We start from the raw sequence: 13,516 nt of genomic DNA, 5'->3' as shown, positions 1-13,516 counted from the left end.
TACAGGCGGCGGCCTGTTCGGCGCCGGTCTACGCAAACGTTGACGCGGTCCCGACATCGCCGTCCGCCACCATGGCCACGTCGGGCGAACGCCCCCGGACTCGCTGCGGGCACGCGGCCGGCGGGGCGGCGGCGACCCGGGGCAGCGCGAAGGTGACCGTCAGGCCCCCGTCGGGATTGGGGCACGCGGCCAGCCGGGCGCCGTGCGCGTCGGTGATCGCGGCCGCGATGGACAGGCCCAGGCCCGCGCCCTGGATCGAACCGGTACGGGGCGGGTGCAGCCGGCGAAACGGTTCGAAGAGCTCGGGAACGCGGTCGGCGGGGATGCTCGGGCCGGTGTTGCGCACGGTCAGGCCCGTGTCGGGACAGGTGTCGACGAAGACCCGGCCGCCGGGGTGGTTGTGCCGGATCGCGTTGTGCACCAGATTCGCGATCAACCGGGTGAGCATCACCGGGTCGCCGACGCCGGGGGCCGAGCGCGTCCGTACGTCCAAGGTGACGCCGGCCCGGTCGGCCGGCTCGCGGTACTGGGCGACGACTTCGCCGACCAGTTCGGCCAGGTCCACCGACTCGGGGTGTTCCGGGCCGCGTTCGCCCTGGGCCAGCGCCAGCAGCCCGTCGATCAGCCGCTCGGTGCGCAGGTTGGCGTCGAGGAGTTCGCGGCGCATCCGCGCGAGTTGGTCCGGAGTCGGGTCCTCCAGGCCGATCTCGATGGCCGCCCGCTGGATCGTCAGCGGCGTGCGCAGTTCGTGCGAGGCGTTGGCGGCGAACCTCCGCTGACTGTCCGAGGCGCACGCCAGACGCTCCAGCATCGCGTCGAACGTGTCGGCCAACTCCTTGAGTTCGTCGTGCGGACCGGTCAGCGCGATCCGCTCGTGCAGGTTGGACAGGGACAGCCGGCGAGCCGTCGCGGTGATCCGATGCACCGGCCGCAGCGCCCGACCGGACACCCACCAGCCCGCCGCCGCCCCCAGCACGGCGAACAGCACGATCGCGGCGCAGGTGACCGTCCACTGGTACTCGGTGACCGCGATCGCCACGTCCTTGTGCGCGATCGGCGGCGCCGGCGGCATCCCCTCGGCCGGCGGCGTCCCCTCGGCCGGTGCCATCCCCGACAACACCGGCTCCGCCAGGCGCCGCTTCGGGGCCCCGCCGCCGATCAACCGGTCGAGGAGCACGTTCACCGCGATCAGTACCGGCGTCACGGCGGCGACGAACAGCCCGGCGTACAGGGCGGTCAACCGCACCCGCAGCGTGGACGGCCGGCGCCTCACAGCCGGTACCCGCCGCCGGGCACCGTGGTGATCACCGACGGTTCGCCGAGCCTGGCCCGCAGCTTGCTGACCGTCGCCTTGACCACGGTGGTGAACGGGTCGGTCCGCTCGTCCCAGGCTCGCTCCAGGAGTTCCTCGGTGGTCACCACCGTGCCCCGCGCGCGCATCAGCACCTCCAGCACGGCGTACTCCTTGCGCGACAGCGGCAGGTAGCGCCCGTCCCGGTAGGCCTGCCGGTGCGGCGCGTCCAGCGTGATGCCGGCCCGTTCCAGGACCGGCGGGATCGGCGCGACCCGGCGGCGACCGACCGCTCGGACCCGGGCCACGAGCTCGGCGTAGGAGAACGGTTTGGCCAGGTAGTCGTCGGCGCCCAGACCCAGGCCGGCGACCCGATCCGCGACCCCGCCGGCCGCCGTCAGCATCAGGATGCGCACCGTCGCCCCGCTCTGCGCGAGCCGGCGGCACACCTCGTCGCCGTGCACCTCGGGCAGATCCCGATCCAGCACCAGCACGTCGTGGTCACCGGCCGCGAGGCACGCCAGCGCGGCCGCGCCGTCGTAGGCCACGTCCACGTCCATCCCGTGCCGGCGCAACCCCTCGGCCAGCAGGTCGGCGATCGCCTTTTCGTCTTCGGCCACCAGAATCCGCATGACTCCTTCTAGCAAGGAGCCGGTGAAGCGGCGGTCAACGTCCGAGCCGGTCGGAAGCTCGGCCTGTGCCCGAGCCCGCCCGAAGCCCGGCCTGTGCCCGAGCCCCACCCGAAGCCCGGCCCGCAAGGCGAGGCCGACCGGGTGTCTATGGTTGATCGACGTCGCCCGGTCCCGCCCGACCTCGGCCGACCCACCCGCCACGACCCGACGAACGAGGTAGTACCGCAATGCCGTCAGCCCGCGCGGAGACGCACCATCCCACCCATGCCCGCGCCGTCGACGCGGCGTCGGGCGGGCGGACGAGACGGCCGCCCGGGTCGGCTCTGATCCTGGTCGCGCTGTTTCTGGTGGCGATCAATCTGCGGGCCGCGATCACCGATGTGCCGCCGCTGCTGACCGCGATCCGGGACGACCTGGGTCTGTCCGGGGCCGCCGCCGGGGTCTTGACCGCGATCCCGGTGGTGTCGATGGGCGTATTCGCGCCGCTCGCGCATCTTGGGGCCGCCCGGTACGGGTACGAGCGCACCGTGGCCGCGTCGGTGGTTGTGCTGCTGGTGGGGGTGCTGATCCGGCTGGGTGGGGCCTCGGTCGTACTGCTCTTTCTGGGCACGTTGGTCGCCGGCGCCGGGATCGCGGTCCTGGGCGCGGCGCTGCCGGGTGTGGTCAAGACGCACTTCGCCGAGCACGCGGGGGCGGTCACCGGGTTGTACAGCGCGGCGGTCGGGGTGGGCGCGGCGGGCGCGAGCGCGCTCGCCGTACCGCTGTCCGACGGGTTCGGTTCCTGGCAGCTCTCCCTCGGGGTGGTCGCGATCCCCGCCGTGCTCGGTCTGCTCGCCTGGCTCCCGGTGATCCGACGGACGAAGACGCCGGTACGGACCGACCCGAGCCGCGCGCGAACCACCGACGCGACCGAGGCCGCTGCCGGAGCCCGGCGCGCAAAGCCCAAGCCGGCACCGACACCGACCTCGGCCCCGGCCCCGGCCCCGGCCGCACAACCGAGCACCGAGGCGCCCGACACCTCCCCCTGGCGACGCCCCGTGGCCTGGATCCTCGCGGTCTTCCTGGTCATGCAGACCAGCGCGTACTACGGCGTGGTCGGCTGGGTTCCCGCTGCCTACGAGGAGCAGGGCTGGAGTGCCGAGCGCGCGGGTCTGCTGCTGTCCGTGTTCGGCCTCACCGGCATCGTGTCCGGTCTGGTGATCCCGCTGCTCGCGGACCGCTTCACCGACCCCCGGCCGCTGTTCGCGGTCACCGTCGCGGGGGCCGTGGTCGGCATGGGACTGCTCGCGTTCGCGCCGAATCTGGCGCCGTGGCCCACCATCGCGCTGCTCGGCCTGACGCTCGGCGGCGCGTTCCCGTTGATGCTGGTGATGCTCGTCCGCTTCGCGCCGAGCCCGGCGGCGGCCGGCCGGTTGTCCGCGATGACGTTCCTGATCGGCTACCCGATCGCCGCCGCGCTTCAGATCGTGTTCGGCACGATCCACGACGCGACCGGCGAGTACACGGTGGTATTCGGCGTGCTGTTCGCGATGACGTTGGTGGAACTGGCGGTCTGCCTCGGGTTGAATCCCAAGCATGCCCGACACTCCTGACGGCCTATCAGCGCGAACTCACCCACCCGACGACCTCCCGGTGACGACCGACGCTCACCACCACCCGTCACTGTCCGTCCTCCCGCCACGCTTTCGAGCCGTTCCCTACGTCTATGCCCGACACCCCCAGGCCGTCGCGGCCGGCGACCTGACGGCCGGTGCCAACTGCCAGCTGTACGCGTACGCCTTCCTCGCCCACCACGGCCTGCACGTCCCGCCGCTGCGCTCGTCCGAGTTGTGGGCCGACGACGCCGCGACCGTGCGGGTCACCGAGCCCGCGCCGCTGGATCTGGTCCTGTTCGACGCCGGCCCGCGCCCGGACCGGGAGCCGGGCTACGCCGCGCACGTCGGGGTGCATCTGGGCCCGGATCGGGTGCTGCACCTGTGCCGGGAGGTCGGCCGGCCCGCCGTCTGGTCGTATGCCGAGTTCGCCGCACGCCCCGGCTACGCACGCCTGTTCGGAGTCAAGCGGTGCCGCTCCGTGACGGAACACAACCACGCCCTCCCGTAGTTGAATTACCACATGCCCGCTCGCGAGAACAGCGCCTTCGACTCCATCACCACCACCGAACCCCAGAGCCCGACCGACGCACCCCCGCCCCCCGTCCCGGCCTGGGAACGCCGCTACCGTGCGGCCCGGATCGGCCTGCCGCGGTGGGCCGACCACGCGCCCGCGAAGTCCGTCTTCGTCTCCAACGCATCCGGCACGTTCGAGGTGTACACGTGGGACCGGGTCAGCGGCGCACAACGCCAGGTGACCGACCGGCCCAACGGCACCTCGTCGGCCCGGATCAGCCCGGACGGGCGCTGGATCTGGTGGTTCGCGGACACCGACGGCGACGAATTCGGCGTCTGGATGCGCCAGCCGTTCGACGGCGGCCCGGACGAGGTCGCGGTGCCCGGCCTGGAGCCGTCCTACCCCGGCGGCCTCGGACTGGCGAACGACGGCACCGTCGTGGTCGGCCGAATGACCGACGACGAGGGCTCCACGATCCACGTCGTCCGCCCCGGCGCCGAACCGGTGACCGTGTACCACCACACCGAGTCGGCGTGGTTGTCCGCGCTGTCCGAGGACGGCACCCACCTGACCATCGCGCACAACGAGCACGGCGACGCGATGCGCGCGTCGCTGCGCGTACTGCGCCTGGACGGCACGACCGTGGCGGACCTGCACGACGGTCCCGAGGGCGGTCGACCCGACTCCGACCTGTCCGCGATGGGCTTCTCCCCCGTGGCCGGCGACCAGCGCGTGCTGGTCATCCACCAGCGCCGCGGCCGGGACGAACCGCTGCTGTGGGAGCCGCTGACCGGCATCGAGACCGAGCTCGACCTCGGGCTGCCCGGCGACCTGTCCGCCGACTGGTATCCCGACGGCCGTGCGCTGTTGATCGACCACGAGCAGCACGGGCGTTCCGAGCTGTACCGCTATGACCTGGCGAGCAAGGAGCTCACCCGGATCGACACCCCGCCGGGCACCATCGGCGGTGCCGGCGCCCGGCCCGACGGCAGCGTCGAGTACCACTGGTCGAGCGGTTCGACCCCCTCCGAGCTGCGCTCGACCGCGGGTGACGTGTTGCTCACCCCGCCCGGCGAGCGCCCGCCCGGTTCGGTCCCGGTCTCCGACGCGTGGGTCGAGGGGCCGGGCGGCAAGGTGCACGCGCTGGTGTCCAAGCCGGCCGGCGAGGGTCCGTTCCCGACCGTGTTCAACATCCACGGCGGGCCCACCGCGCACGACGGCGACCACTTCGCGGCGGACGTCGCGGCCTGGGTCGACCACGGCTTCGCGGTGGTCCGGGTCAACTACCGGGGCTCGACCGGCTACGGCAAGGACTGGACCGACGCGCTGCGGGTGCGGATCGGCCTGATCGAGTTGGAGGACATCGGCGCGGTGCGCGAGTGGGCCGTCGAGTCGGGCCTGGCCGACCCCGAGCGGATCGTGCTCTCCGGCGGCTCGTGGGGCGGCTACCTGACCCTGCTCGGCCTGGGCGTCCAGCCCGACGCGTGGGCACTGGGACTGGCCGCGGTGCCGGTCGCGGACTACGTCACGGCGTACCACGACGAGATGGACGTTCTGAAGGCGATGGACCGCACGCTGCTGGGCGGCACGCCCGAGGAGGTGCCCGAGCGCTGGGCCGCGTCCTCGCCGCTGACCTACGTCGAGAAGGTGCGGGTACCGGTGTACATCAGTGCCGGCGAGAACGACCCGCGCTGCCCGATCAAGCAGATCGAGAACTACGTCGCGCGTCTGGCGGAACTCGGCAAGCCGCACGAGGTCTACCGCTACGACGCGGGCCACGGCTCGCTGGTGGTCGAGGAGCGCATCCGGCAACTGCGCAAGGAATTCGCCTTCGTCGACCGGGTCATCGGCCTGCCGATCCCGAACCCGGCGTAAACCCTGTCCGGCGGATCTCGGCGGATCTCGGCGGCCCGCGCCGGCTTGATCCACCGGGATCCGCGGCAGGCCCGGGCGGCGCCCGTGTACACGACGGGCCTGGGTGTCAGCTCTTGACGCCCAGCTCCGCGAGCAGTTCCGCCTCCCGCTCCTCGGCCCGATCGTCCGCCTCCCGGCGGACCACACGCCACCACACGAACACCGCGGCGCCCGCGAAGACGAACCACTGCGCGGTATAGCCGAGGTTCTGCCACGCCCGGCCGGAAATCCCGCCGCCGGCGGCCTCCTTGGTCGCCGGCATCGGCGCGAGCGCGGCCGAATCGGCGGCCGGGGTCTGCGCGGTCAGCGCGACGAACCCGTCGGTGAGCGGATACGGCAGCATGTTGACCAGCTCGGGGGTGCTGATCATCGAGAGCTGACCGGGCCGCAGGTCGGTGGCGCGTTCCGCGTCCGAGGTGTGCTCCGCCTCCGACCACTCCAGCCGACCGGTGACGGTGACCGGTCCGGCCGGTGGCGCGGGCACGCTGCTTCCTTCGACCCAGCCCCGATTGACCACGACGGCCGGCGCTCCGGCGACCAGCAGCGGGGTGACCACGTACGACCCCGTGCGCCCGTCGAGACGGCGCCCGGGCACCACAAGTTGGCGGCTCACGTCGTAGGTGCCGCTCACCGTGACCGAGCGGCCGCGATCGGCCCCCTCGACCCGGCCGCCGAGCGGCACGAGGTCACCGATCGGCACCGCGGGCGCCGCGGACACCTTCTCCCCGGTGCTCCCACCGCCCTTGTGCTCGCCGTAGCGGTGGAACTGCCACAACCCCAGCGCCGCGCACACCGGGACCGCGACGAGCACGATCATGTGGAAGACCAGCCAGCGCGGCTGGAGCAGGAACCGGTACACCCCCCAACGGTAACCGTCGGCCGACCGCGACCGAGCGCGGGTGTCGTCTCGCGCGAGTGATGCGCGACTCCGACGCGCCGGAGTCCGCGTGACCTCCCGCGCGGGTACCGCGACTCCGCCCCCGGGTCGGCGTCGCCGTCGGAATGGCACCTCGCACGCGAGCACCGACTCCGATACCGCCGAGTCCCGGTCACCGCAGAGCATCACCTCGCGCGCGGGTACTCCCCCGTCCGATAGATGTCGGTGCGGAACACGGTGCCGCCACACGTGGGCGTCAGCGCCACCTTGGCCACGTTGAAGTCGTTGGCCACCAGCGCGTAGCCGAGCGCGGGCACCGGCGCCTTGGGCGCGTCGGGCGCACACCTGCCGTCCGCGCCCGGCGCCTGCGGTTGCCATGCGAACTGGAACTCGTACGCCTGGCCCGGTCGAAGCGTGATCACCGTGCCCGTCGTCTCGGGCAGCAGCGGCAGCCCGGCCGCACCATCGCCGGCCGTGTGCTGGTGCACGGTGACCTGCACGATCGGGTTGCCGGGCGGGGAGCCCACCGACACCACGCCGGGACCGGTCACCTGGCAGTCCTTGGCCGCGTTGCTGCGCACCTGGAGCACGCCGTACGCCAGGCCGTCGGCGCCGACCGGTCCGAGCCGGGCGTCCTCCCCGGACAAGTCGGTGGTCAGACACGCGGGTGTCGGCTTGGCCGGCGGCGCGCTGCTCGCCGGCGGCGCGCTGCTCGCGGGCGGCGCGCTCTGCCCGGCGCCCGCACTCACCCCGCTCGTCGGGGCGATCGAGGCACCGGATCCACTGCTCGGCGAGGCACCTCGGGTCGCCGGATGGGACTGGCCGGCCCCGCCCGGGATCCCGGCGCTCATCCCCTCGCTCGGCCCCGGCAACGGCTCGGTGACGTTCACCGAGGACGACGACGACTGGGTCCCGCTGACATTCGACTTCGAGTCGTCGCCGCCGTCCACCGCAGTCCGCAGCACGGGTGTGCCGACCAGCAGCGCCGCCACCAGGCCGGCGGCGCCGAGCGTGGCCACCCGCCGCTGTCGGCGCCGAGCCGGCACGGCCACGCGCAGCCGGTCCAGCGCGTCCGAGGACGGTTGCACCTCGGCGACGGCCGCATGCAGTCGCCGGCGCACCTCTGCCGCGAGGTCGTCGGGGTCGGGACCAAGGGTCCCCGGGTCGTTCGTCACGGCGTCTCCATCCGGGCCCGGAGGGCTTCCAGTCCGCGTGAGGCGTACGCCTTCACCGAGCCGACCGACAGTCCGAGCAGATCGGCCACCTGAGCCTCTGTCAGATCAGCGTAATAGCGCAGCACGATCACTTCCCGCTGCCGCCGTTGCAATTCGCGCAACGCCCTTACCAGCACGTCGCGTTCCAACACGCGCCGCGAGCCGTCCTCGGTACTCGTCGATTCCGGCTCGGGCTTGGACAGCAGTCGCATGCCCATGATCCGCCGCCGCAGCGTGGACCGGGACAGGTTCACCACGGTCTGCCGCAGGTAGGCGAGCGTCTTGTCGGCCTCGCGCAACCGATGCCGGGCGGTGTGCACCCGGACGAACGACTCCTGCACCACGTCCTCACACGAATCGGTGTCGTCGAGCAACAGGGAAGCCAAGCGCAACAACGAACCATAGTGGGCGCGATAGGTCTCGGTAAGGACGTCGATGGAGACGCCCGCGTCAGAGGACACGGAAACTCCCGAAACGCCCGGATCCAGCGCGCCGACCACAGGCATCCGAACCGCGCGTAGTGCCGGTTCCGCCCTCACGACCATTTCTGCCACGCCTGTTGGACACTCGACCCCCCGGGAAGGTTGTATACGCCTGCGATCCGGGGACGGTCGTCGGCTCAGCCACACATCCGCCCACCGTAGTGGGCCAAGTGATGTGCAGTCAGCTACTCGGCGCCGGGAAGCGGCCGCGCACGCGCGGCAGCCGGTGTCCCCGACGGGGAACACCGGCTGCCGTGACGGTCTGCGGTCCGGGACTAGTCGCGCTCGACCAACTCCGCGGCGACGACCTCGGCGATCTGCGCGGTGTTCAGCGCCGCGCCCTTGCGCAGGTTGTCCCCGCACATGAACATGTCGAGCGCGAACGCGTCGTCGATCGAACGACGCACCCGGCCGACCCAGGTCGGGTCGGTGCCGACCGCGTCGGCCGGCGTCGGGAACTCGCCGTTCTCCGGGTCGTCGCACAGCACGACGCCGGGAGCACCGTCCAGGATCTCGTGCGCGCGGGCGACCGAGACCTCGTTCTCGAACACGGCGTGCACCGCGAGCGAGTGCGTGGTGACCACCGGGACGCGTACACAGGTCGTGTGCACCTTCAGGTCGGGCAGCCCCAGGATCTTGCGGGACTCGTTGCGCACCTTGAGCTCCTCGGACGACCAGCCGTCGTCCTTGAGCGAACCGGCCCACGGCACCACGTTGAGCGCGAGCGGCGCCGGGAACGGACCGAAGTCGCCCACCGCGCGACGCACGTCGCCGGGCTGGGTGCCCAGCGTCTGGCTGCCCGCGACCTTGCCGATCTGCTCGCGCAGCGCGTCGACGCCGGGCTGCCCGGCACCGGACGCGGCCTGGTACGACGCGACGACGAGCTCCTTGAGGCCCAACTCGGCGTGCAGCGCGCCCAACGCGACGACCATGGTCAGCGTCGTGCAGTTGGGGTTGGAGATGATGCCGCGCGGACGCACCCGCGCCGCGGCGGCGTTGACCTCGGGCACCACGAGCGGGACCTCGGGGTCCATCCGGAACGCGCCGGAGTTGTCCACCGCGACCGCGCCCTTGCTCGCGGCGATCGGCGCCCAGTGCGCGGATACCTCGTCGGGCACGTCGAACATCGCGACGTCCACGCCGTCGAAGCATTCCTCGCTCAGCGCGATGACCTCGACCTCCTCGCCGCGCACGACGAGCTTCTTGCCCGCGCTGCGCGCCGAGGCGATCAGCCGGATCTCGCCCCACACGTCCTGACGGGTGGAGAGCAGTTCGAGCATCACTGTGCCGACCGCGCCGGTGGCGCCGACCACGGCCAGGGTGGGCTTGTCCTTGCGGGTCATCGGCCGGTACCTCCGTAAACGACGGCTTCGCCGGACTGGTCGTCCAGGCCGAACGCGGTGTGCACGGCCTGTACGGCGGCCGGAACGCCGTCGGCGCGGCAGACCACCGAGATCCGGATCTCGGATGTCGAGATCAGCTCGATGTTCACCCCCGCGCCGGTGAGCGATTCGAAGAACTTGGCGGTCACGCCCGGGTGCGAGCGCATGCCGGCGCCGACGAGCGAGATCTTGCCGATCTGGTCGTCGTAGCGCAGCGACTCGAAGCCGATCTCGGCCTGGGCCTTGGTCAGCGCGGTCATCGCGCTCTGGCCGTCGGACATCGGCAGCGTGAAGGAGATGTCGGTGCGGCCGGTGGAGGCCGCGGACACATTCTGGACGATCATGTCGATATTGATCTCGTTGTCCGCCACCAGGCGGAAGATCTTGGCCGCCTCGCCCGGCTTGTCCGGGACCCCGACCACCGTGATCTTCGCTTCGCTGGTGTCGTGGGCGACCCCGGAGATGATCGCGTGCTCCATGTCGTCCCCTTCGGGTTCATCCGTCACCCAAGTGCCGACGAGTCCCGAGAAGGACGACCGCACGTGCACGGGCATGTCGTAGCGGCGGGCGTACTCCACGCACCGCAGGTGCAGCACCTTGGATCCGCTCGCGGCCAGCTCCAGCATCTCCTGGTAGCTGATCCGGGAGATCTTCCGGGCCTTCTTCACCACGCGGGGGTCGGCGGTGAAGATGCCGTCCACGTCCGTGTAGATCTCGCAGACCTCGGCGCTCAGCGCGGCGGCGAGCGCGACAGCGGTGGTGTCCGAGCCGCCGCGGCCGAGCGTGGTGATGTCCTTCGTGTCCTGGGACACTCCCTGGAAGCCGGCCACGATCGCGATCGCGCCCTCGTCGAGCGCGGAGCGGATCCGTCCCGGCGTCACATCGATGATGCGCGCTTTGTTGTGGACCGCGTCGGTGATCACACCGGCTTGGCTGCCGGTGAACGACCGTGCGTCGACGCCCAGGTTTTTGATCGCCATCGCCAACAGCGCCATCGACATCCGCTCACCCGCGGTGAGCAACATGTCGAGCTCGCGCCCGGAAGGGATGGGACTCACCTGTTGCGCCAGATCGATCAGCTCGTCCGTCGTGTCGCCCATCGCGGACACCACCACGACCACTTCGTGGCCCTGCTTCTTGGTGTCGACGATTCGCTTGGCCACGCGCTTGATGCCCTCGGCATCGGCGACGGAGGAGCCGCCGTACTTCTGCACGACAAGGCCCACGTGCGCTCCTCGCTTGATATCTGTGCGGTCGACTCAGTCTAACGAGGCGGCACAGCGGGCAAAGCTCTATTCACATTGTGAGACGTACGTATCACTAGGCGGGATTGTGCGACGTACGCATCACTAAGCGGGCATTCCGCACCAAGCGCCCGGGGCGGGGGCGGGATTCGCTCCCGAAGCACCCGAATCGCGTGGCTTCGGGAGAATCAGGTGTGCGGGCCGCCCAGGACCACGGCCTCGTCGAGTTGCTCGGCGAGTTCGTCGACCAACTCGTCGGCGAGCGCCTGTCCGGCCGGGTCCAGACTCTCCATGATCGGATCGTCCAGGCGGGCGTGCGACACCACCGACTGCAGCGCACGCAATACGGCGCTCGCGGTCGCGCCCCAGTTGGACAGGTACGAGAACTGCCACCACCAAAGCGCCTCGCGGCTGCGTCCGGCCCGATGGTGGGCCAGCCCGTGCGCGAGGTCGGCGACCACGTCGGCGACGTCGTCCGACAGGCGTGCCGCGACCGGTTTGGACTTGGGCACGTACGGATCGAAGACCTCGTAGTACACGTCGATCGGCTCCAGCAACCGGGACAGCGCCGAACGCAGCGCGTCGACGTCCGGGTCGGGACCCGAGTCGGGCTCGAAGCGGTCGTCGGGCACCACGTCGGCGATCGCGCCGAGCCGGCCGCCCGCGAGCATCAGCTGCGAGACCTCCAGGAGCAGCATGGACACCGCCTGCTCCGGCTCCTCGCCCTTGGCCACCTCGGTGACGGCCAGAACGAAGCTGTCGATCTGGTCGGCGATCTCACTGGTGAATTCGTTCAGGTCGTCAGACATCAAGCAGTCGTCTCCCCTCGAAGGCACGCCCGAGCGTGACCTCATCGGCGTACTCCAGGTCGCCCCCCACCGGCAGCCCGCTGGCCAACCGGGTCACACGCAGACCCATCGGCTTGCACAGGCGAGCCAGATACGTCGCGGTCGCCTCTCCTTCCAGGTTCGGGTCGGTGGCCAGGATCAACTCGGTCACCACACCGTCCGCGAGCCGGGTCATCAGCTCACGAATCCGCAGGTCGTCGGGTCCCACACCCTCGATCGGGCTGATCGCGCCACCGAGCACGTGGTACCGGCCCCGGAACTCGCGGGTCTTCTCGATCGCCACGACATCCTTGGACTCCTCGACCACGCAGATCACCGCGACGTCGCGTCGCGGGTCGAGACAGATTCGACACTGCTCCGATTCCGCCACGTTGCCGCATGTGGCGCAGAACCGCACCTTGTCCTTGACCTCGACGAGCGCGTGCACGAGGCGCCGGACGTCGGCCGGGTCGGCCGCCAGGAGGTGGAAGGCGATGCGTTGCGCGCTCTTCGGCCCTACACCGGGCAGTCGGCCCAGCTCGTCGATGAGGTCCTGTACGACGCCTTCGTACACCTACCGTCTCCCTGCTCGCTCTGGTTCTCGGGGGCTTCTTGGTGGGGCCTGGGGTCTTTGCCGGCTTTTGCGGGGATCTTCGGTCGGGTCGATGTCGAGGTCGTCGTGGGCTCGGTTCCGGTGGTGAGAGCTCGGCTCACATGCCGGGCAGCCCGAGCGGGCCGCCGCCGCCCATGCCCTGGGCCAGCGGGCCCATCAACTGGGACTGCATCTCCAGGGCGGCGCGGTTGGCGTCGCGTACCGCGGCGACGATGAGGTCGCCGAGGGTCTCCGTGTCCTCAGGATCCACCGCGGACGGCGAGATCTCCAGAGCCAGCAGTTCGCCGGCGCCGGACACGGTCGCGGTCACCAGGCCGCCGCCGGCGCTCCCGGTCACCTGGGTGCGCGCGAGTTCGTCCTGCGCCGCCATGAGGTCCTGCTGCATCTTCTGCGCCTGCTGCAGCAGCTGCTGCATGTCGGGCTGGCCACCACCGGGAAACACTGGACACCCTTCGTCGCTCGAACGCGGCTTCGCACCGCCTCGGGGCGGCCCGCTCGGCGGCCGTCCTGCCGTCGAGCCTACGGCTCCGGGCGGGGCCGATGCGCGGCGACGGCACGCATCGGCGGGTCAGGCGGTCGGTGGGTGGGTCCAGGGACGGGTCGGGTGGTGGGTCGGGAGTGGTGGGTCAGGTGGGTGGGTCAGGTGGGTGGGTCAGGTGGTGGGCGACTCGTCGATGATCGTCGCGCCGAGCTCGCGGGCGAGCAGCTCGTGGGTGGACAGGCCGCCGTCGTCCGCCAGGTCCTCGTCGTCGTACCGGCCGATGTCCTCAGGGATGTCGAAGTCCGGCTCGGGCGGCGGCGGGGGTGGTGCCTGCTGAGGCTGCGGGCGAGTGGGCGGCGCCTGCGGCGGGGCGGCCGCGGGGCGGGGCGGGGGGTGGCGGGGCAGGACGGCGTGCGGCAGGGCGAGGGGAGAACCGAGGGTGACCAGGAG

Annotated in this window: 13 protein-coding genes and 1 pseudogene; 3 read left to right on the top strand and 11 right to left on the bottom strand. The window is 71.5% G+C overall.

From position 1 onward, the window contains the following. Nucleotides 1-28: 28 nt before the first annotated feature. Nucleotides 29-1,273, bottom strand: coding sequence for a HAMP domain-containing sensor histidine kinase (locus ABZS54_RS04375; RefSeq protein WP_355530920.1), 1,245 nt, complete (start codon nucleotides 1,271-1,273; stop codon nucleotides 29-31). After that, on the bottom strand, nucleotides 1,270-1,923 hold the full coding sequence (locus ABZS54_RS04370) for a response regulator transcription factor (protein ID WP_355530918.1): 654 nt from the start codon (nucleotides 1,921-1,923) through the stop codon (nucleotides 1,270-1,272). Before ABZS54_RS04370 ends, ABZS54_RS04375 begins: the two co-directional genes overlap by 4 nt. Nucleotides 1,924-2,150: 227 nt before the next feature. On the opposite strand from ABZS54_RS04370, the gene ABZS54_RS04365 reads away from it, so the two are divergent. The 3 genes from ABZS54_RS04365 to ABZS54_RS04355 are packed head-to-tail and all read left to right on the top strand — an operon-like array spanning nucleotide 2,151 to nucleotide 5,907. After that, nucleotides 2,151-3,515, top strand: a complete 1,365-nt coding sequence (locus ABZS54_RS04365) for an MFS transporter (protein ID WP_355530916.1) — start codon at nucleotides 2,151-2,153, stop codon at nucleotides 3,513-3,515. A gap of 40 nt (nucleotides 3,516-3,555) precedes the next feature. Next, complete coding sequence (locus ABZS54_RS04360; RefSeq protein WP_355530914.1) at nucleotides 3,556-4,026, top strand: cell wall hydrolase; 471 nt, start codon at nucleotides 3,556-3,558, stop codon at nucleotides 4,024-4,026. A gap of 12 nt (nucleotides 4,027-4,038) precedes the next feature. Then, on the top strand, nucleotides 4,039-5,907 hold the full coding sequence (locus ABZS54_RS04355; protein WP_355530912.1) for a prolyl oligopeptidase family serine peptidase: 1,869 nt from the start codon (nucleotides 4,039-4,041) through the stop codon (nucleotides 5,905-5,907). Between the two features lie 106 nt (nucleotides 5,908-6,013). Here ABZS54_RS04355 and ABZS54_RS04350 read toward each other — a convergent pair whose 3' ends face one another. The 9 genes and pseudogenes from ABZS54_RS04350 to ABZS54_RS04310 form a co-directional block, all read right to left on the bottom strand. After that, on the bottom strand, nucleotides 6,014-6,805 hold the full coding sequence (locus ABZS54_RS04350; RefSeq protein ID WP_355530910.1) for an SURF1 family protein: 792 nt from the start codon (nucleotides 6,803-6,805) through the stop codon (nucleotides 6,014-6,016). Between the two features lie 203 nt (nucleotides 6,806-7,008). Then, entirely contained in the window at nucleotides 7,009-7,998 is a 990-nt protein-coding gene (locus ABZS54_RS04345) for a DUF4232 domain-containing protein (protein WP_355530908.1), read from the bottom strand. Continuing rightward, the gene (locus tag ABZS54_RS04340; protein WP_355530906.1) at nucleotides 7,995-8,543 is read right to left on the bottom strand and encodes a SigE family RNA polymerase sigma factor; all 549 of its coding nucleotides are present in this window, start codon (nucleotides 8,541-8,543) and stop codon (nucleotides 7,995-7,997) included. The genes ABZS54_RS04345 and ABZS54_RS04340 overlap by 4 nt, the downstream gene beginning before the upstream one ends. A gap of 251 nt (nucleotides 8,544-8,794) precedes the next feature. Further along, a complete protein-coding gene (locus tag ABZS54_RS04335; protein ID WP_355530904.1) occupies nucleotides 8,795-9,862 on the bottom strand; it encodes an aspartate-semialdehyde dehydrogenase in 1,068 nt (355 codons plus the stop codon). Further along, entirely contained in the window at nucleotides 9,859-11,127 is a 1,269-nt protein-coding gene (locus ABZS54_RS04330) for an aspartate kinase (RefSeq protein WP_355530902.1), read from the bottom strand. The genes ABZS54_RS04335 and ABZS54_RS04330 overlap by 4 nt, the downstream gene beginning before the upstream one ends. Nucleotides 11,128-11,333: 206 nt before the next feature. Then, nucleotides 11,334-11,954: a DUF5063 domain-containing protein gene (locus tag ABZS54_RS04325; protein ID WP_355530901.1), complete on the bottom strand. Its 621-nt coding sequence runs from the start codon at nucleotides 11,952-11,954 to the stop codon at nucleotides 11,334-11,336. Beyond that, complete coding sequence (gene recR / locus ABZS54_RS04320; protein ID WP_020554882.1) at nucleotides 11,947-12,546, bottom strand: recombination mediator RecR; 600 nt, start codon at nucleotides 12,544-12,546, stop codon at nucleotides 11,947-11,949. The genes ABZS54_RS04325 and recR overlap by 8 nt, the downstream gene beginning before the upstream one ends. A 136-nt stretch (nucleotides 12,547-12,682) precedes the next feature. Continuing rightward, nucleotides 12,683-13,027, bottom strand: a complete 345-nt coding sequence (locus ABZS54_RS04315; protein ID WP_020554881.1) for a YbaB/EbfC family nucleoid-associated protein — start codon at nucleotides 13,025-13,027, stop codon at nucleotides 12,683-12,685. Nucleotides 13,028-13,237: 210 nt separating this feature from the next. Continuing rightward, nucleotides 13,238-13,516, bottom strand: a pseudogene (locus ABZS54_RS04310) (DNA polymerase III subunit gamma and tau); the annotation flags it as partial.

Source organism: Embleya sp. NPDC005575 (genome assembly GCF_040605455.1).
Classification (GTDB): Bacteria; Actinomycetota; Actinomycetes; order Streptomycetales; family Streptomycetaceae; genus Embleya.
Note: the sequence above shows the minus strand (reverse complement) of the source record. Positions and strands in the feature narration are given on the sequence as shown.

Excerpts from the sequence above, each read along its gene's own strand:
- ABZS54_RS04370 (WP_355530918.1), bottom strand. The coding sequence starts at position 1,923 with ATGCGGATTCTGGTGGCCGAAGACGAAAAGGCGATCGCCGACCTGCTG.
- ABZS54_RS04365 (WP_355530916.1), top strand. The coding sequence starts at position 2,151 with ATGCCGTCAGCCCGCGCGGAGACGCACCATCCCACCCATGCCCGCGCC.
- ABZS54_RS04355 (WP_355530912.1), top strand. The coding sequence starts at position 4,039 with ATGCCCGCTCGCGAGAACAGCGCCTTCGACTCCATCACCACCACCGAA.
- ABZS54_RS04340 (WP_355530906.1), bottom strand. The coding sequence starts at position 8,543 with ATGCCTGTGGTCGGCGCGCTGGATCCGGGCGTTTCGGGAGTTTCCGTG.
- ABZS54_RS04335 (WP_355530904.1), bottom strand. The coding sequence starts at position 9,862 with ATGACCCGCAAGGACAAGCCCACCCTGGCCGTGGTCGGCGCCACCGGC.
- ABZS54_RS04325 (WP_355530901.1), bottom strand. The coding sequence starts at position 11,954 with ATGTCTGACGACCTGAACGAATTCACCAGTGAGATCGCCGACCAGATC.